Below are 22,541 nucleotides of genomic sequence, written 5' to 3'. Positions count from 1 at the left end.
TCTTGACAGAAGACCAATTTACTCAAAAAACGTGAAAATGGGTAATTCTCCTTTGCTTAATCGGGAAACCTCCGCTTATATCCCACGAACCGAGCTCTATTCTCTAGTTAACCGGAAAATCTCAGCTTATTTGTTATCTTCTTCTCCATTAGCCAATTTCCAACTATTTTGCAACTTTCTAATATAAATGATTTGGCCAATATGATATGCATTATGAGTTGAAACATTTCCTAGTACCCCCCACCATTTCACCTGTTCAGGGAAACCATTTACATCACTTTCAACTCTTTCTTCAGTCAGTAAATCTTGCCATTTTAAAAGTACCTTTAATAGCCGGGTTTTTAAGTCAGTAAATGTGTCTTTTTCAGGAATTATAAAGCTATTATTGTTACTTCCTATTGAGGGCACAGCATTAACATGCGATTCTTGGTACCTCGTTTGCCATGTTTGATTCCAATATAATAGATGCTGTACAATTTCAGCAATACTATTACTTTCTTCGTTGGGCTTCCAAAATGCTTGTTCCTCTGACAAGCTTTCAACTGAATCTGAAAATGGAACGTACCAGCTAGGATCATTAGCATTTGCTAACAACTGATCGGATATGACATCTTTTGCATGAACCATGCTTTCACACCCCCGTAATAATATAATTCTGAAGTTCCCGACCAATCTCATATGCTCCTTATACTTATTCGTCAAACCTCAATCATTATTCATAAAGTTCTGCTTCTCCAAATAATTTAGCACGGTCTGTGAAAACTCGATGTGAGATTCTTGCGAATATTTGGCAATGGAATAGACCTGAGCTAGATTTTTTAATCCCAAGCGTTCTGTCATTTCCTTTAGCCTAGGAATGTCCATATAGCGTTTCCATCCATTTTCATTTCTTTCTTTGTAGATTTCTAAAATTTCATCGTCTGCATAATCACGATACTGGTCATAGTGAACAATTCCATGCCTAGGCAATCGATCACGCGGGGCAGGGTTTTCTGCAGGATATCCTAATGAATAACCCACAACTGGTACGACATTTGGCGGTAAGTTTAGTAGTTCACCAATTTGATCACAATTTGCAAGCGTTGAGCCCATATAACAAATGCCTAGCCCTGCATTTTCTGCTGCTAAAGCACAGTTCTGTGCTACCAAAGAAGCATCAATAGCACCTATCATAAAACTCATGAAATTATCAAAATGTACAGGTGCATCATTGAGCGAGAGCCATTTTCTCATTCTATTAAAATCAGCACAAAAGGTTAATAGTATGGGTGCATCCACAACCATCGATTGTTCCATATGTGCAGTGTAAAGTTTTTGCCTAAGCTCTTTGTCTTTTGTGACGATAATCGAATAAGTTTGCATATTGCCACTTGATGAGGCACGAATTCCTGCATCTAGTATTTGCTCTAGCAGTTCTTGACTTACTTCCCTATCCTCGTATTCTCGAATGGACCTGTGTCCGAATATAACATCATTTAATTCCAAAGCAATCACTCCTTATAATCGCATATGTAAGTGTTTGAACAATCTTTTGCATATTAAATTCAATCTTCCACTTGGTAATATTATAGCATGGATTCAGAATAGTCTATCGAATAGGAAACACAAAGGGAACCGGCAACTAGCCTAGCTCATAATTATTTGGGTTTTAACATGCACTGTTTATGGGCAAAATAAGCATAATCTCTCTTGTAAACCTTCTAAGACTTCTTTTGGCACTTCCCTGACCTTGATATCCGTACCTAGGAAAAGTAGCCAATTTGTTATTTCAGTCAATTCATCGGGATTATGAACATTGATAAAAGTCTTTAGAATGGCTGTGGTTTGGTAAGGATTCGTATAGGAAATTGAAACGTTTAAAGGATGGTATTTTTTGAACTGGGCAATCGCCTTTGGACCAAGTTCAAGGACAAAGTTCATTACTTCTTCCCGCTTACTTAGTTTTTCTAAAATCTTTTTCTTACTTAATCTATTTTTCGTAGAGTATGATTCGACATTGGTGAGATTGTCGACTGGGTAAATCTGTCTCTTTTCATCCTTTAAGTCAAAGCCTTCAATCAGCCAAAGTCCTTTTTCATGATAAAGGTGCATGAGATAAATGGGATAGGACTTGATTACCTTCTCTTCTTTGATGGAAATCAATAAATAGCGATCCAAAAGGAGGATTTGGATGAGCCTTTCTAACATTGGATGGGGGAGGTCTGACAGGTCAAGCAGGTCGGGATTATTGGGGTTGGTTCCTTCAAAAAGCAAGATTTGATTTAAAAGAACGAGGGTCTCTTGCTGGTTTTCGGAGAGGAGGCCAAGTAATTTTTCAGCTAAAGACTGACGACTCTTTAGATAAGGGAGTTGTTGATTTCTTGTGGCCATAAAGGCAATAAAAAGGGCTTTAATCTCATTATCGGTAAAGCGGACAGTGGGCAGGACAGAGTTGTTCATGACAAAATAGCCCCCATCCCTTCCAACTTCAGCGACAAGCGGCATCCCCATTGCTTCAATTTCTCTGATATCTCTCATAGCTGTCGAACGAGAGATGTTGAATTCTCGCATGATTTCAGAAATGGTAAAGTGGGCGCGGTTGTTGATATACCGCATAATGATATTAATCCGTTCAACTTTTTTCATCGGGTCCTCCTAAACAGTATCATTTTTTGACATGATTTAGGGTTATTATAAACCCATCAAGTGAAAAGACAAATCATTTGATTTACTTTTTAAAAAAAAGGATGGTTTTGAATATGGCAGATTATACTCTAGAAGAAAAAAACAGCTTCACCGTTTTAGGTATTGGAACGGAGCTTACGAGCGATTACACAGACTTTGCCGGCATAACCAAGGAAAAGGCAGACTTTTGGCAGGCTGTCAAACAAGATGGAAGGCTTGACACTTTAAAAGCCTTAGCCACAAACGACTACATTTTTGCCGTGAACGAAGCGGTGAATAACAAAATGATGCATTATGCTGGGGTCATGACAGAGGAATCGGTACCAGAAGCAACCAGAGTCATCCAATTTCCTAAGGGGGAATACCTGGTTGTTAAAGGGGAAGCGAAGACGTCTGGTGAATTGAGTAATATGCTTACTGGCATTGCCTTTGGTCAAGCTTTGGCAGAAGCTAAGGATGTTGCCTATGTCGGCGGACCAAATACAACGGTTGAGATGGGGCAGCGAAATGGCTCCGTATTTGGTGAAATGTGGATTCCTGTTGTTAGGAAATAAAAGGAGCGATGGAATTGTCCTATATTGTTGATTTTAAAAATGTATCTACGGTTGGACTAGAATCTTCACCTGTAGCAGAAGCCCTTGCTGGGTTACGTGCGAATGAAGCCCGTTACTTTATGAACAAATACAAGCATGAATTTACGGTTGTACCAGCTAGCGAGAGCCAGGAGACCCTTGATTATGTAAATCGAATTTTGAAAGAAGAACGTGATATTGAGTTTGCGGCCAAACCGTTAGAAACGTCGCGTTTTCAAGTGGAAAATATCAAAATGGCCTACGTCTTTTATGAGGATGGACTTTCGATTAACGTCATGTATACGGTTGATGACCCTAAGCCGAAGCGGGCAGTTGGTTTAAAGCTTTCTGACGGCATGGAGGTACCAAAGGAGTTAGAAGGGAAGTTTAAGTTTGCTAGGCAGAAGTCTAAACTAGCTGGAACAATTCGGGGCTCATATTTTGTCATTAAAGGAGAATATTGAGGCAGCAAAAGTCACCATTCATGCAACAAATATTCATCTAGGCATTCAAATAACAAAACAGCACTTCTCCATTAAAATAGAGGGTGCTGTTACTTTTTTCCGCCAAAGCCTAACAATTGTATCTGTGATATTTCCAATTAGTGCTTTTATTTTTTCAGGCAACTTCGGGACTTCTAGTGAATAGGTAGATACCAAAGATAATTTTGATGATAGCGTCGGCATAGGCAAAATAATGAAATGGAACTGATGTAAGAACCAGCCCAAGAATGGAACACAGGATCGTCAGTAATGCCAATAACAATAATGATTTACCATGTACAACAAAAAAAGGAACAAAGTGAATACCGACTGCCAAGAAAATACTTAACCACAATGTCCTTAGATCAGAATGGCCGATCCATTGAACACTTGCCATTATTAATACGACCATTAATGCTAAAGAAGCATTACTTGCTATTTTTTGGACTTTTGTAGGTTCACCGTAGGAAAGCTTTTTCTTACTAAATGGCAGAATATAGAGGAGTAAGAAGCCGATTGCAAATCCTCCTGCAAAAAGAGCAGGCTGGATGAATAAATGGTTACTAAAAATAGCTGAAAGAATGATGATGATGCCAATCCAGATAAACCAAAGTCCGGCTATACGTTGGTTTGGGTACTTTACTCGTTGAGTATCCATATATATACTCCTTTTTTATCGAATTTGACTCTCAAACAAGACATTGCGATTATTGTATTTAGCCGTTAAGACTAACAAAAGTACGACCATTCCAAACAAAAACAAGCCAATTAGAAAACAAATCCAACCCGTTAGTAAAAAAAGACCGGCCGTTTGAGAAATAACGAAACCTACTGCGGGTAGAATGATAATTCCTCCGAGCTGCTGGGCTTCTTGCAGTGTTTTCGAACGTGCTGAAACCAACACATTAAACAAAATGACGAGTAAAATGAGAGCTGGGGTGACCCAAAACATCATCACAAACCACATCCCATTGAACATGATCAGTTTGGAATAGGCCGGATAGGTAATGGCATTGACAGTGATAACGCACACGAGATAGGCCACATAAGTGATTCCAAGTGTGGGGATAAATGAGGCCATCGCTTTTCCGATAAACAGATCTCGAATAGAAATTGGTGAGAACAGCAAAGTTTCCAACGTCCCCCTCTCCTTCTCCGTCGCAAAACTACTTGATGAAGTCACTGTGGAATTGATGACTGCGACCATTAGAAATAAAGAAATAAAGGTGAAATTTAACATGTAATACGAGAGCATTTTTCCTGTGCTGCCCAGCTCGAGTAACGTGTTCTTCATCTCCCCATCTGACAGCATACCCATTACTTTTTCGGTCATTTTCTTGATATCCCCATCGGTTTCTCCTGAAATAAACTCGGTACGAAAACCAAGATAGGCAAGAATGGCAGGAAACAGGACACAAAACAAAAATGTAACGACAAAGATTGGCACCCATGTTTTTGAGCTTTTCATTACTATGTTTATGTCTTTACGAACGATTGCCTTGATCATATCCTTATTCATTTATTTCACCTCCAATGAGAAAGTAATAATCTTCTAAAGTATTATTTTTAAGAGTACAACCATGTACCCATGTTCTTTCAAGCAATGCAGCAAGAAGTGGAGATATGTCCTCTTTGCTTTTCAGTTCAAATCTTAATGTATTCTTTCGGATGGTTTGATACGGATAACCAGCGAAGACTGTTTCCTCCACTGTTAACCCCGTTTCTATGTCTACAGATATATTTCTGAGGTGGCGCTTTTCAATTTCTTCCATCGAACCGCCTTCCATTAATACGCCGTGTTTAATAAACAGATACGTATCGCAAATCCCCTCGAGTTGCTGCAGCACATGGGAACAGATGATTACTGTAACACCTTCTTTCTCACACAGCGCTTTCAGATAGCCGAGAACTAGATGAATTCCTTCGGGATCCAGTCCGTTTGTAGGTTCATCTAAAAATAGGATTCTAGGTTTTTGAAGCAACGCTTTCGCAAGGGAGACACGTTTCTTCATTCCCGTAGAAAAGGTACTTATCGTACTGTCTTTATGCTCCCACATGCCAAAGGCTTTCAGCAGTTCCTCTGATCTTTTTGAATCACGCACGCCGTAAATTTTAGAGAAAAACATGAGATTCTCCCAAGCTGTCATTTCTTCATATAAACTAGTAGTTTCAGTTACAATACCAGAATTCTTCCTTATTTCCTCGCCATTTGTTAATGGATTCTGGCCCATTACCGTGATGTCTCCACTTGAAGGTTCAATGACCCCGCTTAACAATCGGATGATGGTTGTTTTTCCAGAACCGTTAGGACCGAGAAGTCCTGTGATACTTCCTTCCTTTACTGAAAATGATACATTTTTCACTATTTTCTTGCCCTTTATTTCTTTACATAAGCCTTCTACTTTAATGATGTCATTTGCCATATCAACACACCCTCAAAAATAAATGAACCACCTGTCATTAATAATAAATGACAGATGGTTCATTTTCAAGAATTTTTTTCCATTATTTTATTAAAATTTACAGAAAGCATTTCCATCAACTGGTTTGTCAATTGGTTCACTTGCTGCACCGCATTAATTTGCTGTGAGCCAAACGCCAAACTATGCAGCATAATTCCGTCTAGACCAGAAATCATATATTTCACGATTTCATCCACTGATTGGGTCGGTTTGAATTCCCCTTCTTCAACCCCTCTGCCAATCACATCAATAAATATCGCTGTCACACGAATATATCGATTCACAAAAAACTCACGTACTTGCTCCTCTCTCCACCCTGTCGTACAAAACTCATAGATGGCAGGCACAACACTGTCTTCAAGATGATCAATCGATTGGCTAGTCTCTTGCAAATAACTGATTAATACACCATGGGCAGATCCTTTATTTTCTTTTAGCAAGGCCGCTATTCGCTCCTCTAGTTGTGCATCTAAATAATCTATTAATGCAAGAAAAATAGTTACTTTATCCTTAAAATATAAATAGATCCATCCGCGACTCATCCCCGCTTCTTCAACAATATCCTTCAGTGTCGCTTGTTCATACCCTTTGCTTTTAAACACCTCAGATGCTGCTAGCAGAATTTGTTGAATCCGTTGCTCCTTATGTTCTTCAGACACTTTTGGCATAACCATATCACTCCCTATCCGTTCATTCCCTGTAATAATAAATGACATCCGGTTCATTTTCAATATATCTTTCAGATGAGGAGTTGTGTTTTCCCTTCTTGTAATAATCTTCATTTACAGAAAACACAAAAATGTAATCACTAAAAGATATAAATTATTATTCTTATGAATTTTTATTCTAAAATTAAATTGAAGAAATATATCATAAATGAAGGCACTATTAAAAGGGGGGACACGTTTGAAAAAATTTTTCAGCGCGATACCGTTATCATTACAGCATTTGTTTGCCATGTTCGGTGCAACAGTTTTGGTGCCAGCACTAACCGGTCTTGATCCAGGAAGTGCACTTATTGCAAGTGGTTTAGGAACCTTGATTTTCCATCTTATTACACGCGGAAAGGTTCCTACGTATCTAGGTTCATCCTTTGCCTTTATTGCCCCGCTAGCGTTGTATGTGGGGAAGCTACATTCACCAGGTCAAGCGGTTGCAGGCCTTATCAGTGTTTCCATTGTTTATGCCATTGTATCTATTATCATTTCATTTGTCGGCTTTGAAAAAGTCCGAAAAGTCATTCCTTCAGTTGTCGTTGGACCGGTTGTAAGTATAATTGGTCTTTCGCTGGCAACCACGGCGGTGACCAATATGGCTTCTACCCATTGGGATGTTGCTATCGTCAGCCTTCTTGCAGCGGTCATTGCTACGCTTGCAGGTACAAAGGTGATCCGCCTCTTGCCGCTCATAATTGGTCTTGCTATTGGGTATGCTTATGCCGCGGTGCGTGGATTTGTTGATTTTGATGTCATCGCCAGTGCACCGATTTTTGCTCTTCCACATGTCGTCATGCCAGAATTCACGTGGGTCGTGATCCTAGGAATGGCGCCGATTGCCCTAGTTACCATCATTGAAGACCTTGGACATATGTTTGTCCTAAATGAGATTACAGGAAAAGATGTGACAAAGAGTCCTGGATTTTCAAGCATCCTATGGGGGAATGGCATTGCAACATTAATCTCCGGCTTCATCGGCGGACCTGCACAAACAACTTACGCAGAAAACCTCGGGGTTCTAGCTATCACACGCCAGTTTTCCAGTAGAATCATTCAAGGTGCTGCTGTTCTTGCAATTCTTCTTGGCTTGTTCGGTAAAGTTGGAGCTGTTATCCAATCCATTCCAGTTGCAGTCATGGGCGGCATATGTATCTTATTGTTTGGTATGATTGCCGCTATGGGGATCCGTCACCTCCTGGAGGAAAATGTAAGTCTGGCTAATATGAAAAATTTGGTCATTGTCGCAATCATCTTCATCATCGGAGTTGGATATGCTCATAATGGTATCGCCTACGCCACCATTGCTGGATTGCTCATCTATTGGCTCGTACCTGATTTTACGACAAAGAACGAACGTTAAAATGAAAAGGCCATTCCACGACACTTGCTGCGGAATGGCCTTTTATTTGTTAGTCAACAACTTAAGTGAACGTTCATACTTTTCACCAAGACTTAAAAAGGGTTTCTAACTCCTAACTCCGTATATTACTCTCTGATTACTAGATTATTTCAGAAATATTATCGCAATATAAATGCCACGGATGTAAACGAATTAACACCTGCCTGTTCTTTTTATTAGAATATCCTATGTTACGATTATAGAAATTAGCAACTAAGAACATGGAGGGTAAAAAAATGCTTAAAAAAATGGTATCAATTTTGGCAGTTGCTGTACTCTCAGTAACTGTAAGTGCTAATGTACACGCTGAAACAATTACTGTACAAAAAGGGGACACCCTTTGGGGCCTATCTCGCGCAAATAATACATCTGTTGAACATATACAAAAGTTGAATCAACTTACTACGGATCTCATTCACCCTGGGGATGTCCTAACCGTTGCAGCGGAAAAGCAATATACTGTTACACAAGGGGACACATTATGGGGCATAGCTATAAACCATCAGGTAACCGTTTCTCAACTTAAAGAATGGAATCAATTACATAGCGATCTCATTCATCCTGGATTAAATCTAGTAATCTATGAGGGTGTAAAGACTACTACAATTTCTTTATCAGATAAGCCAGTGCAGCCTGCAGTTGAAGCGTCTGCACCAGCTCCAGCAGCAACGGAAAGTGCACCTGCACCACAAGCACCAGTTGAAAGTGCACCTGCAGTGGAAGCTGCAGCACCTAGTTCAAAGAAAATTACAGTTGAAGCGACAGCCTATACGGCATCATGTGAGGGCTGTTCCGGTATTACAGCGACTGGAATGGATCTTTTAGAAAACCCAAATCAAAAAGTCATCTCCGTCGACCCATCGGTTATTCCACTTGGAAGCAAAGTATATGTAGAAGGCTATGGTGAAGCCATCGCCGGAGATACGGGCGGGGCCATTAAAGGAAATAAAATTGATGTCTTTATTCCTTCTAAACAAGATGCCATCAATTTTGGAAGAAAACAATTAAACGTTACAATTCTAAACTAAAAAAAACACTGCAACCCATTAATATTGGGATTTGCAGTGTTTTTTTTAGTTTATTTATTATGTGGGTAATCACTGGACTTAGCAATGATGAAACGATCATGCTGATAGATGAAATTGCCCTTAAGATAAACACCCAACTAATTAGTCTTTTGGTAGTAAGAAAAAGTGCCCACTTAAAACTATGAAATTGAATAATGGAAAATTATAGTTAGACATTACGTCTCATTATTTAAAATCTTCAGATAAATACCCCAAAAAATAGATTGAATAGCTTATAATTAACTTGTTTTTAATAGACAAATTAAAGGGGGAAATTAAATGAAGAAGAAACTAGCAGTTCTATCTATTTGTTCGGCTCTATCATTTTCTTTACTAGTGGGGATGCCAACAAATAAAACAAAGGCAGCACCTGAAAAGGAGCATTATGTATTAGCGTATAAAGGGAAATTACCTGGTAATTTCTCAGAAACAATCTCCAAGGCAGGAGGGGCTGTTGAAAGAGTTATCCCTGAAATCGGGATTATTGAAGTAGCATCTGCAGAACCGACCTTCCTTTCAAAGGTGAAACAAGATACAAACATTCATTCAGCTGGAAGGGAACTTGAAGCATACTTAGAAACTGACCCGGATGACGCCGTTAATTTTACTCCTGGTACCCCAAATGGGCAAAAGGTCACTTTGGATTCAAGCGCAGAAAGCTATTGGGATAAACAATGGGACATGCAGCGTTTAACACATGAAGGTGATTCTTATAAGTTAAATACAGGTAATCATGAAACGGTTGTAGCCGTTATTGATACAGGTATTGACTTTGGCCATCCGGACTTGAAGGAAAATGCCGATCTAGCTGGTTCAAAAACCTTCGTACCGGGCACAAATGATGCTTGGGATCAAAATGGCCACGGTACACATGTAGCTGGATCGATTGCAGCTAATGGGAAGGTTAAAGGTGTAGGCCCAGATTTAACGGTCAGAGCATACCGTGTTTTTGGAGCAACCGGAGGAGCACAACAATCATGGATTACCGATGCAATTGTAGCAGCAGCAAACGATGGGGTAGAAGTGATTAATATGTCAATTGGGGGCTGGCGTTGGATGGCCCATAACTTAGATGAGAAAGGTGAATCGGCTTCAATGGTAGCCTATCACCGTGCTGTTCAGTATGCAATCCAAAAAGGAGTTACTATTGTGGTATCTGCCGGTAATGACTCCAAAAACCTGAGTGATTTACATGATATGCAGGCATATTGGAAGACAAATTACGGTCTAGATATTAAAGGTCCATCTCGTGTCGTACCAGCCCAAATTCCAGGGGTGATTACGGTATCTTCCTCAAATGAATGGTCCGATAAGAATATTGCCTTCTACTCCAATTATGGAAATGGTATCGACGTGGCTGGTCCTGGTGGGGATAATGGCCCATTATATGATAGTTTATATCGTCAGAATCCAGCCGGAAACTATTTAGATAAACGTGATTACACTTATCGAACATTATCTACTTACCCTTCTTATCCGGTCGCAGGTGGGAATGCAACTACGCAGTTCAGTGACGGAAAATGGCATGGCTATTCTTATTTACATGGAACTTCCATGGCAGCACCGAAAGTCGCTGGTGTAGCAGGAGTTATTAAAGCTGCTCACCCTGAGTATAATCCTTCCCAAGTGGCAGCCGCCATCAGACAAAGTTCTATTGATTTTGGTAAAGTTGGGGCAGATCCGCTATTCGGGAAAGGCGAAGCCAACGTTTATAACTTCTTATCAAAGGATAAACCTAAAAAATAATAGTAAGGCCGCTGAGTATAAACTCAGCGGTTTTATTAATGAGCTAGACTTTGAATACTTCCTTTTTAAAGAACAGTCACTTATCATGGCAACCTCTTTATAAACACAACCTTAAGATAGCTGCCCTCTGGGAATTCCTTTATTGTTTTAAAGTCTTTCGGCAGGGGAAATTCCTCAACCAACTGATACTTCCTGCCTGTTTCTCTAAATGCTTGATCAATAAAACTTTTAAACTTATTCATATTAAAAGAGCTGGAATTGGTGGAGGCTACGATTATGCCATCGTCTTCCGTTATAGAAATAGCTTCCTTTAAAAGATTTTTGTAGTCCTTTTCAGCACTGAATACCATCTTCTTTGACCTTGCAAAGCTTGGAGGATCCAGTATAACCATATCAAATGTTAGCTGCCTTTTCACCGCATACTTAAAGTATTTGAACACGTCTTCAACAATGATATCCTGTGCGTCTGCATCTATCCCGTTTAAGCTAAACTGTTCAAGGGTCTTGTTTAAGCTCCTATTTGCTAAATCCACACTTGTTGTTTTAACGGCGCCCCCTGCAGCAGCAAATACAGAAAATGCACCTGTGTAGGAAAAGGTGTTTAGTACGTTCTTTCCTTCCGCATAAGCATCCCTGATTCTTTTCCTTACATCTCGTTGATCTAAAAATACACCAACCATCGCACCTTCATTTAAGTAAATAGCGAAATTTACTCCATTTTCTTTTACGATAATCGGGAAGGTTCCTCTTTCTCCCGCTACGAAATCATCTTCTTCAATATATTTCCCGCTGACATCAAATCTTTTCTTTTGATAAATGGCTTTATACTCCACCAATTCCTTCAGCGCATTTATAATATACTCCCGAAAGCGGTAAACTCCTTTGCTATACCAGTTGATTAAATAGTAGCCATCAAAATACTCGATGGTTAATCCGCCTAAACCATCGCCTTCGCCATTTACTATTCTGAAGGCATTGGTATCCGGGCTATTAAAAAACGGCTCTCTATAGTTGATCGCATCCCTCAATTTATTCACAAAAAACCTTTGGTCGATTTGTTCATTCTCGTTTCTACTAAGAACCCACCCGTAACCTTTGTTTTGTTTGCCAAAATAGCCCTTAGCTATGAACTTGTTCTTTTCATCAACAAGTTGGATAATGGTTCCTTCTTCAGTAACTTCGTTCCAATTAATTATGGCTTCCTTTGATATGAGTGGATAACCACTTTTATATTTATTTACAAACTTGCTCTTTACTGTTAAAGTGACATCTTTTTTCATCTTGTCATCCTATCAAAAAATTTTTACTACGCCCAATATTGTTTAGTGATCATCCTTATAGCTATTATTTATATAGGTTTAAATAAAATCTCATTTACTTATGGTAAGGTTCACCACGATTAATCCTGAAAGCCCGATATATCTGTTCAACTAAGATCAGCCGCATGAGCTGATGGGGGAAGGTCATCCGCGAAAATGAAAGTTCTTCGTTTGACCGCTTCAAAACATCCTCGCTCAACCCCAATGATCCGCCGATCACAAAGGCAATTTTGCTTTTTCCGTATGTAGCGAGTTTATCTAATGAATCCGCCAACTCCTCAGACGATGCCAACTTTCCTTGAATCGCTAAAGCAATTACATATGTATCCTGGCTTATTTTCGCGAGAATTCGTTCGCCTTCTTTTTGCTTCACCTGCAGCATTTCCAGCACGCTTAATTCTTCTGGTGCTTTTTCATCCGCTACTTCAATTACATCCACTTTTGCATAGGCGGTTAATCTTTTTAAATATTCCTCAATTCCTTGTTTGAGATATTTCTCTTTTAACTTACCAACGGTTATGATCGAGATATTCACAATCCACAGCCCTCTTTATTTGATTACAAACATCTTACAAACAAGTTATCCACAAATGTTATCCACATATTCACAATTTTTATCCACATCTTGTATGGAATCATTTGTTCTCTACCATATATACAGCTTGTTTTTCGCAATATTCACAGCCTGTTGATGACTTATCCACAGGAACTTTTGATAATACCGGATATGTTTGAAATTGATCCACAATATCATCTAATGCTATTTCTATATGTTCTTCACAACTATAAATCACACTCTTCACCCTCCCGAACTAGATCGTTATTGTTATTTTGAACTTTTCTAACTACCATCATACTTACGACCTCACTTATAATACCATAATAAAAAGCAGGGAAGTGAACCACAAATTCACTTTCCTGCTTTTACACAACGCAGTTACTGTAATCTCTCCGCCGATAATGTTAACGTTGTTTCCTTTTGCTTGCCATCTCGGTAAAATTTAATCGTCATTTTCTCGCCAATCTTCTTTTTCTGATATAAATGTTTTCGGAGATCGATGACGTCATTAATTTTTTGACCATCCATCTCGACGATGACATCAAGCTCTTTTAATCCCGCCTGTGATGCTGGTGAATTCGGTACGACCTGCCTTAATGCTACACCATAATTCACATCGTGAGGGAGTTTCAATGCTTCCTCTTGGTAATAAGCAGGTATTTCCGCAACTGATTTTAAATCAACTCCCATATATGGGCGTTTCACTGTGCCGAATTTTTCAAGATCATCAATAATTGGCTTCGCAGAATTGATCGGGATTGATAAACCAATTCCTTCAACAGCATTTTGGGCAATTTTCATTGAGTTAATCCCAATCACTTGCCCCCCCATATTAATTAGAGCACCACCGCTGTTGCCGGGATTAATCGCTGCATCAGTTTGTAACACCTCTGACTGCCAATCCACCAGACCATCCTGATTGATGTCAGTAGGAATTGTTCGCTTTAACCCCGAGATAATTCCTTGTGTGACGGAGCCGGAGAAGGTGGCGCCAAGCGGATTCCCAATGGCGATGACCGGTTCTCCCATTTTCAAACTGTCAGAATTACCGAATTCCGCTACCTTCTTTACTTTGTCAGCATCAATGGTAAGTACCGCTAAATCCGTCCATATATCACTGCCTAAGAGTTCCGCCGGAATCTTTGTTCCATCCGCCGTGGTTACTTCAAGTTTAGTAGCCCCCTCGACAACGTGATGATTGGTTACAACGAAGGCCTTATTACCTGCCTTTTTATAAATAACACCTGAACCTGTGCCAGTGGGCTCTTCTGCATCGGCATTATCCGTCCAAAAGCTTGACGACTGAATGTTGTTGATGCCGACAACCGCATCGCCAGTCTTTTCAACAGCTTTTGTAACATTGGTATTCACATCATAGGAGACCTGCTGTTGAATGACATTTTGCTGGTTCGTATTATTAGTTTCCGTTGCCGTATTTTGGTTAGGATTAATTGTATAGGGCAGGACACCTTGCTTCGACAAGGTGGGAATGGAAAAGACCACTAAAAGTGCACCAATAATGGCTCCAATTAAACTGGTGAGAAAATACCCGCCTCGTTTTACTTTTTGCTCCCGATATCGCCCCTGTGGATTCTCATCATAATAGCCCATTAACACCATTCCTCTCTTCCCAAAAAGGTTACTATCTACTATTTTGGCTTATAATAACAATTATACTCGTTCATCCTTAAATTACTAAAAGATTGCATCCCGTTACGGAAAACTTACGACTTCGTTCACAAATTTTTAATACCTTTAAGACCTCATCAGCCAGCTAACTCTTTTGGTCACGTAGAACCCCCCTACGTGACCTTTCTCCAGGTTTCCAACCCTTTCGGTCACGTAGAACCCTCCTACGTGGCCATTTTTCAAGTTTCTAACTCATTCGGTCATGTAGACTCCTCCTACATGACTTTTTCGCCAGTTCCTAACCCTTTTGGTCACGTAGAACCTTTCCTAAACTTATATCCCTTCCATTATGTAAAAAAATGAAGCGCCCCTAAAAAAGAGCACTCCATTTATAAAAATTCTATACTGCGGTTAAAGCGGTTGGTATTTTCGGGTCTGTATCATACAACTGGAATTGCTCGCCAATCATATGGCCGCGGCTTTCTAAGGTTTGCGCTACCGCCATCTTTGCTAAGTCTTTCATGTTATTATCTAGACTTAAATGAGCGAGATAGACCCGTTTGGTTCGATCTCCAATCACATCACTCATCGCCAGTGCTGCGTCCTCATTGGAGACGTGGCCGACATCACTTAAGATCCTGCGTTTGATGTTCCAAGGGTATCTGCCCATTCGCAGCATTTGCACATCATGGTTCGATTCAAAAATATACACATCAGCATTGGAAATGATCCCTTTCATCCGATCGCTCACATAGCCGGTGTCGGTAATCAGAACGATCTTTTTCCCGCCATGATGGAAGACATAAAACATCGGTTCCGCGGCATCGTGGGAGACACCGAACGATTCTATATCAACCGACCCAAAGCTCTTCACCGTTTCCATGTTAAAAACAAACTTTTGCTCGGTTGGAATCGCGCCCACTGAACTTTCCATGGCGCGCCATGTTTTTTCATTTGCAAATACAGGTAAATGATATTTACGGGCGAGAACACCAATCCCTTTAATGTGGTCACTATGTTCATGTGTGACAAAAATCCCGGAAAGCTTGCTGATATCACGGTCTATTTGTCCGAAAAGCGACTCCATCTGCTTTCCGCTAAACCCGGCATCCACTAGAAAGGAATGTTCATCCGACTCTACATACAAGGCATTCCCCGTGCTCCCGCTTGCTAGGATGCTGTATCGTAACGACATACTGCCTCACTCCACTTTACTATTTTCATCGCTATTAAAATCAATAATTTGCCCTTCAAAGGCATTGACAAACAGACTTTCCTTATCATTAACTACAAAGCGCCAGGTTGGTGCTAACACCTGGGAAGCCGCTAATTTGACCATGGAAGAATAACCAAGTTCAATCTTTGTAATTTTACTCTTTGGTTTTAATACACCCTTTTGATGCAATGTTTCAATCGCCTTTAATGGCGCGAGGATTTCCTCCTTAGCCGTTAGCGTGTTAAAATCCTCTAAATAGGTTTGTTGGTAAGAAATAATTTGATTATCGGCATTCAGCGTAAATGTAATCATTCCTTTTATATTTTTATATAGGGGGAATGAGTCATATTGTTGAAGGTAGGTAATCGTATTTTTTTTATCATTTTTCTCCCAAAATTGATAGTGTTCACCGAAAAGAATATTATCCTTAAAAAAAGCTGAAAGATCGGCAGGTTCAAATTTTGCACTTAGTTGAATAGGCTTATCCAATGTTACCTGCAGCGTATTATTCTCGTCCTTTAACGAAAATGTCTGACCTTTTAGCTTTGCCAAATCGCCCTTCGTAAAGGTCTTAGGAGTTGAACTTAGATATTGCCCTTTTATCGATGTCTTAGGAAGATCCCCATAGGTAATTTCATCTGCCTTCAGCTTTTCTTCAAAAGAGGCCTCTGTTGCGACTTCATACTTATTGGCATCTCGGACTTTCATGAATTGAAATAGGAGATACACATCAAGAATTAAGAAGGTAATAATAAAAATAGTTTTTATTTTACTCCAATCCATACTTCAATCCTCCCTGATTTTCCATCGTAATTTGCTCCCAATTTCCATCGTAAAGATAGAACCAGGCAGGTTCTAAAAGGATTAATTTTTTCTCCTCCGAATCCCTTTCCATTCGATAGCCCAAAATCAGTTTATCAAGAAGCTCTGGCTTAAAGTTTTTCTTCTTCTGTAAAAACTCCACAACTGCATGTCCCGATGGGCGCGTAACCCTTTTTGTTTCTGTTACTAATGGCAGATCTAATGAAATATTGGGCCGGACATACCTATTGATTTCATCCTTACCCCAAACTTCATTAATTTCAGAAAGTCCTCTATCGTTAAAAACGGGATACCCTTCCATGCTGTACAATCGGAAGGTAACAGATTGTTGATATTCACTTTTTGAAACGAAACGAAAGGCATCCGTCCATCCGCCGTGTTCGTTCACAAAATCAATGCTTCTTTTAACCAACCCATAGGAGCTGTCGAGATAATTATCAGCTGCGGTTGGATTCACATAACTAAGGATATTGGTATCGAAATTGATATTCATTTTACTTGAGTCGTTTGTATATTCTTCACCATGTGCCAAAGGACTTTTTTGAACAAAGCTTGGATCGTTAAAAAGTGCATCCTTAAATTCATCTGAATTAAGCGTAACAGGTAAATATTTATACGTGGTCATTTCTGTTTCTGTTTCAGGCAGAAAGAGAGTGCGCTTGTCAGTTGCTTTATAAGCGAAATACTGTGGGTAACGGTTAGCATTTTTATAAAAGTCATGATTAAATTCATTTAAATTAGTGGATGAAATATGGCCGATATAGACTTGTTGATTTTCAGTGGAAGCAAAATAAACAATCCCATTTTCCTTTTCTGCATCCTCAACATTAATAATAATCCGATTGAAGTTGAAGGAAGGTACCCTTTTTCCTTCAATAGGTAAGACACTTCGATATAATTCAATCGGCACCTCTCCTGGAAAAATAATTTCAGCATTGCCGTTGCCATGGATTAAATCCTCGATATTTTCCACCTTATCAGAGTAATTTTTTACATCAAAAATGGACCACCGGCCCATATCCTTAATCATTTTTTCAAGTTCAGCCGTATTGTTCGTTCCATAATGCTGTCCTTTTATGTGAAATAATACTCGATCCGGTTTAACAATCTTTTGGACCTCTTGTTTTTCACTTACCGTGACTTCTGCTACATATTTATTTTTCTCCATCGTGTCATAATTGGGCTGGTAGGTCCAAAGATTCCATGTTAACAGAATACTAACCAAGACTAATATGGTTAAAATGCCTGATTTAATATTTTCGTATCTCATGACCATTCATCCTCTTCAGAACGCTCGTATGGCAGTGAAAAGGAAATCCTTGTCCCTTTTCCTTCCGCACTTGTTACCCAAATATCCCCGCCATGGGCATTGACCATTTCCTTTGCAATCGCCAGTCCAAGTCCCGTGCCACCCAATTTTCTGGCCCTCGCCTTGTCCACTCGATAAAAACGGTCAAATATCCTGCCAATATTCTCTTTCGGAATTCCCACACCTTGGTCGGATATACTGGCTATAATCCTATCTTCCTTTTCTTTAATCGAAAAAGTGACCTGACCGCCTTCCGGTGAATATTTTAAGGCATTTGAAATAATGTTGTACAATACCTGTGTCATTTTGTCTTCATCAATTTCGACAAAGATGGCTTGCTTCGGCAGCTTTCTTTTGAAGATTACATTTTGCTCTTTGGACATCTCAAACCGATCAATGATGCGGTCGTAGAAATCAACAAAGTTCACCCACTCCAGGTTCATCTTATAATCCGTACTATCCATTTTTGATAATTGCAGCAGGTCATTAACGAGGCGGATCATGCGCTCTGTTTCAGTCCGCGTTACATCTAAAAAGTTAGGTGCAATTTCTGCGTCCTGCCATGCCCCATCAGCAAGTGCTTCTAAGTAACTGCGCATCGTTGTGAGTGGCGTCCTTAGTTCATGGGAAACATTTGCGACAAATTCTCTTCTTTCCGCATCCACTTTTTCCTGCTCCGTAATATCATGAAGGACACAAATTAATCCGTTCACAAAGCCTGTTTCTTTTTGAATGATGGAGAAGTTTGCCCTTAATATATAACGCTCCGTTTTCGTACTATAGTCTAATATTAAAGAATCCTTTTCCTCGAGCAGATCCTCGAACGAATTCGTATCTTCTAAACTTAATAACGAGACAATTGGCTGGGAAAGGACTGTTTCACGTGAAACATTCAGCATATCGGCTGCAGGCTCATTGATTAGGATAACCCTTCCTTTTCTATCGGTAGCAATCACGCCATCCGTCATATACGATAGGACCGAAGACAGCTTTCTTCGTTCCCCTTCGGTTCCCGCTTGCGCTTCTTGAAGTTTTTTCGTCAGGTTGTTAAAGGTAACCGCCAAGGCGCCTATTTCATCATTACCGTATACTTTCACCTTCCGTGAGAAGTTCCCTTTTGCCATCGCTTGGGCCTGCTTCTTCATATCAGCAATGGGTCGGGTAATGGTCTGAGCCAACAAAATCCCTAATACGGCTGTAATTGATAAGGCTATTCCTGTTCCGGTTGCGAAAATCGTATTGATCGTTTTCATTTGTTCAAACACATTTTCAATTTTTGCGACAAGATCGATGGCACCAATCACCTTTTTCCCTGACTTTATCGGGGTAGAGAGGAGCCAAATTCGATGTTCCGTTTGCGGGTCAATCTTGATTGCACTTTGATCCTCTTCTAACACCATTGATTGTTTGATTCGAAGCTCTGTAGCCCTTTGTCCGACAACGCCTTGGTTACTTTGATTTGATGTTCCGAGAATTTTAAGGGATCTGTTTTCAATGACGCGGACTTCAGAAATGTCACCTGCATCAAAGTCTCGAAGGAGCTTCTTGATATCTTCTTCAAGTGTCGGATCCTCAGGTGTTCTTTCCTTTCCCATTTCCTCCACAATATTATAGGTAAGCAAATTTACGCGTTCTTTTAACGATGTTTGGAAGTTTGTTCGTAATGTTTCTTCAAGCTGTTTGACAAAATAAACCCCAATAATCTGCATAGCTACCAGAATAAGGAGGACATAGATGATAACAAATTTTACGTGTATAGAACGAAAGAAACCAACCTTTTTCATCAAGTAAGCTACTCCTGTTCAGGATTGCGTAAATAGTATCCAACCCCGCGGCGCGTGACAATCCATGTTGGATGGCTCGGGCTATCCTCAATTTTTTCACGCAAGCGTCTTACGGTTACATCTACAGTACGTACGTCCCCGTAATAATCGTAACCCCATACAGTTTGCAGCAAGTGCTCTCTTGTCATAACCTGACCAATATGCTGCGCTAAATAGTAGAGCAATTCAAATTCACGGTGTGTCAGTTCAATCGTTTCGCCTCGTTTAGAAACCACATAAGCATCTGGGTGAATGACAAGCGAACCAACTTCAATTTCGTTCGTTTCATTTTCTGCATCTGCCTGTGTGAGAATTTGATTGTGGCGGCGTAAATTCGCCTTTACTCGGGCAATTAATTCCCTAGTGCTAAATGGCTTTGTCACATAATCATCGGCACCCAGTTCAAGCCCTAGCACTTTATCAATTTCAGAGTCCTTTGCGGTCAGCATAATGATCGGCATTTCATATTTCTTCCGGACTTCTCGGCACACTTCCATCCCGTCTCTTTGTGGAAGCATAATGTCTAAGAGAATTAAGTCAGGCTGTATTTCTTCTACCAAACGGAGCGCTTCGTTTCCATCATAGGCGCAATAGACCACATATCCTTCTTTTTTTAAGTTAAATTGCAAAATATCAGCAATTGGTTTTTCATCATCAACTACGAGAATTTTCTTTTCCATACCATTGCTCCTTTTCATTCAATTACAATCTATACAATGAAATACATCTAGAAGTCATATCTATACTAGTTTACTTTACCATTTTATTCGCTTAAATTCACCCATTACTATCATTTAACACATTTGGCATGGGATTTATTGTATAATTTGTTAACCTAAAATTAAAAGTCCCTAGCAGATGCTAGAGACTTTTTCACTATTAATGTAAATAAGAAATTGGGTTAACCAAACCGCCATTTTTATACACTTCAAAATGAAGATGTACTCCTGTTGCATCACCAGTTGCGCCCATAACACCAATTGCAGTGCCTTTTTCTACGGTTTGCCCCACTCTAACATTTAGTGATGACATATGACCGTAAAGTGTGCGATACCCATTTTGATGGTCGATGATCACTTTATTCCCATAGCCGTCGCTAGTGAAGCCCGCAGAAACAACGACGCCATTATCGGCTGCCTTAATTGTTAGGTTGCTCGGTCTGGCAATATCAATTCCCTTGTGCATTTTGCCCCAGCGCTGGCCCATTTGACTGGACACATAACCGCCAACTGTCGGCCAGGCAAAGCTTCCTTCACCACGGGAAGGTATCACTTTTGTTCCCTTCAATACGATATGATTGACAGGCTGCAATAGAATTTGTTCGTTTGTTTGCTCTTTTTTAACCGTTACACCATTTTGCTCTGAGATTGCATATGTGACCGAACGAGAACCATTTTGACCTGCTTGTTTCTCCTTTATATCACCCTTTGGCATCGATGCGTCCTCAACGATTTCATTTGCAAAAGGCATCTCTTCCTTTTGGTTCACTTCTTTATTAACCATTACCTCGACAAATGGTTTAAGCACCGTGACATTCAATTCTTGGCCAAGTTGTAAAAGAGAATCCTCAGTTAGACCAGGGTTTAAAGCTATAAGATCAGCTTTCGTCAAATCATGTTTTTCAGCAATGGTTCCGAGCACATCGCCTGCTTGAACCGCATACTTCTTTTCTTCTAATGTACCTTTTTGTAAAAAGGCAACTGCATCATCTGCAGACAATATTTTTTCTGGAGCAATATTCTTTGCTTCAATTGAAACATTTTTTGATAAATGAACGTCTAATATACGAGATTCATTTTCTTGTAATGCAGGTAAAGCTGTGTTTTCTTGAGCTTTTCTTGCCTCAAGTTCAGCTAATTGATCTTCAGTCACATATTGCAGCTTTAGCTTTTTCATCACTTCTTCAGCTGTTTCTTTACGATCCAAGTAAACAGCCGGTGTGCCATCAATGACGATTGCGGAAGCTTCTGCTTGAAGCTCGAATGTATTTTTAATCGTTTGGACTGTTTCTTGATTCGTCGTTGCTGTTTGGAAAACCTGTTCTGGTATGTATTGAACCTGTGAACCAATGTTAAAATTTATATCCTTTATGGATTTCTTAGCTGTATCGACTTTCTCAGCAATGAGTTTATTTACAACTTCCTTATCGGTAACATTGCCTATATATGTACCATTAACATACACATGATAAAGGGTAGTCATTTTTGATGATGTCGCAAATGCAACCGGTCCGTTACTAAAGGCGATTACAGACGCAGCCACGGCAGTAACAACAGTTGTCTTTAAGAATAAAAACCCTTTTGATCTTTTATTTGAAAATAACATTTTTTCCTCCTAAACCACGGTAAAACCCTTATCTACTTGACTTTTCATCTTGTAAAGCGTTTCCCAGTATTTTAGCCTCTTTCACTTTAACATAGTTTTATTTAAAAAGAGTAATAGTCTTAATAATGTAACAAAAATGTATAATTGCTGACATTTTCCTACATTTTTCTGAAATATGCTAGTCAATTCTTCGTGTTTTTTATCTGAATTTTTTCGGAAAGATAGGGGATAAAGCCTATTATATTAGGGATTAATATAGTCCTAGAGTAGTAGATTTAAGTTTGACAAATCAGGACAAACTATGGGGATTATTTGTAAAAAATAGGAAATATCATTACAACTGCGTTACGAAAGTAACGATAATGAGGATAAAAAAAGGAAGTTCGCAAATGCAAACTTCCTTTTTGAGAATGGCTCAGGACGGAATCGAA

General features: G+C 39.6%; 22 protein-coding genes. 5 read left to right on the top strand and 17 right to left on the bottom strand.

The window, feature by feature from the left end; translation table 11 throughout:
* Positions 1-126: 126 nt before the first annotated feature.
* From BABA_RS01190 to BABA_RS01180, 3 genes are all read right to left on the bottom strand, one after another.
* The gene (locus BABA_RS01190; protein ID WP_007083286.1) at positions 127-627 is read right to left on the bottom strand and encodes a DinB family protein; all 501 of its coding nucleotides are present in this window, start codon (positions 625-627) and stop codon (positions 127-129) included.
* Positions 628-705: 78 nt separating this feature from the next.
* On the bottom strand, positions 706-1,494 hold the full coding sequence (locus BABA_RS01185; RefSeq protein WP_420805970.1) for a nitroreductase family protein: 789 nt from the start codon (positions 1,492-1,494) through the stop codon (positions 706-708).
* Positions 1,495-1,662: 168 nt separating this feature from the next.
* Positions 1,663-2,625, bottom strand: coding sequence for a helix-turn-helix transcriptional regulator (locus tag BABA_RS01180; protein ID WP_007083284.1), 963 nt, complete (start codon positions 2,623-2,625; stop codon positions 1,663-1,665).
* Positions 2,626-2,738: 113 nt separating this feature from the next.
* Between BABA_RS01180 and BABA_RS01175 the strand changes: the two genes are divergently transcribed.
* Together BABA_RS01175 and BABA_RS01170 are read left to right on the top strand one after the other, a co-directional pair.
* A complete protein-coding gene (locus tag BABA_RS01175) occupies positions 2,739-3,218 on the top strand; it encodes a GyrI-like domain-containing protein (RefSeq protein ID WP_007083283.1) in 480 nt (159 codons plus the stop codon).
* 14 nt (positions 3,219-3,232) lie between these two features.
* Positions 3,233-3,700, top strand: coding sequence for a hypothetical protein (locus tag BABA_RS01170; protein WP_007083282.1), 468 nt, complete (start codon positions 3,233-3,235; stop codon positions 3,698-3,700).
* 154 nt (positions 3,701-3,854) lie between these two features.
* Here the strand turns inward: BABA_RS01170 and BABA_RS01160 are convergent, their stop codons facing one another.
* The 4 genes from BABA_RS01160 to BABA_RS01145 all read right to left on the bottom strand — a co-directional run bounded on the left by BABA_RS01160 (position 3,855) and on the right by BABA_RS01145 (position 6,848).
* Entirely contained in the window at positions 3,855-4,376 is a 522-nt protein-coding gene (locus BABA_RS01160; RefSeq protein ID WP_007083281.1) for a DUF6609 family protein, read from the bottom strand.
* A 15-nt stretch (positions 4,377-4,391) separates the two neighbouring features.
* Positions 4,392-5,237, bottom strand: coding sequence for an ABC transporter permease (locus BABA_RS01155; protein WP_007083280.1), 846 nt, complete (start codon positions 5,235-5,237; stop codon positions 4,392-4,394).
* A complete protein-coding gene (locus BABA_RS01150) occupies positions 5,230-6,141 on the bottom strand; it encodes an ABC transporter ATP-binding protein (protein ID WP_007083279.1) in 912 nt (303 codons plus the stop codon). Before BABA_RS01150 ends, BABA_RS01155 begins: the two co-directional genes overlap by 8 nt.
* Before the next feature lie 65 nt (positions 6,142-6,206).
* A complete protein-coding gene (locus tag BABA_RS01145) occupies positions 6,207-6,848 on the bottom strand; it encodes a TetR/AcrR family transcriptional regulator (protein ID WP_007083278.1) in 642 nt (213 codons plus the stop codon).
* Between the two features lie 238 nt (positions 6,849-7,086).
* Here BABA_RS01145 and BABA_RS01140 point away from each other — a divergent pair, with 238 nt between their 5' ends.
* From BABA_RS01140 to BABA_RS01130, 3 genes are all read left to right on the top strand, one after another.
* The gene (locus tag BABA_RS01140; protein ID WP_007083277.1) at positions 7,087-8,256 is read left to right on the top strand and encodes a uracil-xanthine permease family protein; all 1,170 of its coding nucleotides are present in this window, start codon (positions 7,087-7,089) and stop codon (positions 8,254-8,256) included.
* 275 nt (positions 8,257-8,531) lie between these two features.
* Positions 8,532-9,323 carry a 3D domain-containing protein gene (locus BABA_RS01135; RefSeq protein WP_007083276.1) on the top strand — a complete coding sequence of 264 codons (792 nt, stop codon included), beginning with the start codon at positions 8,532-8,534 and terminating at the stop codon, positions 9,321-9,323.
* Positions 9,324-9,641: 318 nt separating this feature from the next.
* On the top strand, positions 9,642-11,108 hold the full coding sequence (locus tag BABA_RS01130; protein WP_007083275.1) for a S8 family serine peptidase: 1,467 nt from the start codon (positions 9,642-9,644) through the stop codon (positions 11,106-11,108).
* A gap of 83 nt (positions 11,109-11,191) precedes the next feature.
* On the opposite strand, the gene BABA_RS01125 is transcribed toward BABA_RS01130, so the two are convergent.
* The 10 genes from BABA_RS01125 to BABA_RS01085 form a co-directional block, all read right to left on the bottom strand.
* Positions 11,192-12,388 (bottom strand): class I SAM-dependent rRNA methyltransferase, encoded by a 1,197-nt coding sequence (locus BABA_RS01125; protein ID WP_007083274.1) that lies wholly within the window; start codon positions 12,386-12,388, stop codon positions 11,192-11,194.
* Positions 12,389-12,482: 94 nt separating this feature from the next.
* Positions 12,483-12,962 (bottom strand): 23S rRNA (pseudouridine(1915)-N(3))-methyltransferase RlmH, encoded by a 480-nt coding sequence (rlmH, locus tag BABA_RS01120; protein ID WP_007083273.1) that lies wholly within the window; start codon positions 12,960-12,962, stop codon positions 12,483-12,485.
* 100 nt (positions 12,963-13,062) lie between these two features.
* Positions 13,063-13,221: a CxxH/CxxC protein gene (locus BABA_RS26280; protein ID WP_007083272.1), complete on the bottom strand. Its 159-nt coding sequence runs from the start codon at positions 13,219-13,221 to the stop codon at positions 13,063-13,065.
* A 143-nt stretch (positions 13,222-13,364) separates the two neighbouring features.
* Positions 13,365-14,597: a S1C family serine protease gene (locus BABA_RS01115; RefSeq protein WP_007083271.1), complete on the bottom strand. Its 1,233-nt coding sequence runs from the start codon at positions 14,595-14,597 to the stop codon at positions 13,365-13,367.
* Between the two features lie 418 nt (positions 14,598-15,015).
* Positions 15,016-15,810, bottom strand: coding sequence for an MBL fold metallo-hydrolase (locus BABA_RS01110; protein WP_007083270.1), 795 nt, complete (start codon positions 15,808-15,810; stop codon positions 15,016-15,018).
* Between the two features lie 6 nt (positions 15,811-15,816).
* Positions 15,817-16,614 carry a two-component system regulatory protein YycI gene (locus tag BABA_RS01105; RefSeq protein ID WP_007083269.1) on the bottom strand — a complete coding sequence of 266 codons (798 nt, stop codon included), beginning with the start codon at positions 16,612-16,614 and terminating at the stop codon, positions 15,817-15,819.
* The gene (locus BABA_RS01100) at positions 16,601-17,923 is read right to left on the bottom strand and encodes a YycH family regulatory protein (protein ID WP_007083268.1); all 1,323 of its coding nucleotides are present in this window, start codon (positions 17,921-17,923) and stop codon (positions 16,601-16,603) included. The genes BABA_RS01105 and BABA_RS01100 overlap by 14 nt, the downstream gene beginning before the upstream one ends.
* Complete coding sequence (walK, locus tag BABA_RS01095; RefSeq protein ID WP_007083267.1) at positions 17,920-19,746, bottom strand: cell wall metabolism sensor histidine kinase WalK; 1,827 nt, start codon at positions 19,744-19,746, stop codon at positions 17,920-17,922. The genes BABA_RS01100 and walK overlap by 4 nt, the downstream gene beginning before the upstream one ends.
* 8 nt (positions 19,747-19,754) lie before the next feature.
* Positions 19,755-20,465, bottom strand: coding sequence for a response regulator YycF (gene yycF / locus BABA_RS01090; protein WP_007083266.1), 711 nt, complete (start codon positions 20,463-20,465; stop codon positions 19,755-19,757).
* 199 nt (positions 20,466-20,664) lie between these two features.
* Entirely contained in the window at positions 20,665-22,110 is a 1,446-nt protein-coding gene (locus BABA_RS01085) for a M23 family metallopeptidase (protein ID WP_007083265.1), read from the bottom strand.
* Between the last annotated feature and the right edge of the window lie 431 nt (positions 22,111-22,541).

The sequence above is a fragment of the Neobacillus bataviensis LMG 21833 genome, assembly GCF_000307875.1.
GTDB classification, from domain to species: domain Bacteria; phylum Bacillota; class Bacilli; order Bacillales; family Cytobacillaceae; genus Neobacillus; species Neobacillus bataviensis.
The sequence above is the reverse complement of the archived record's forward strand: the minus strand, read 5'-3'. Positions and strand labels throughout refer to the sequence as shown.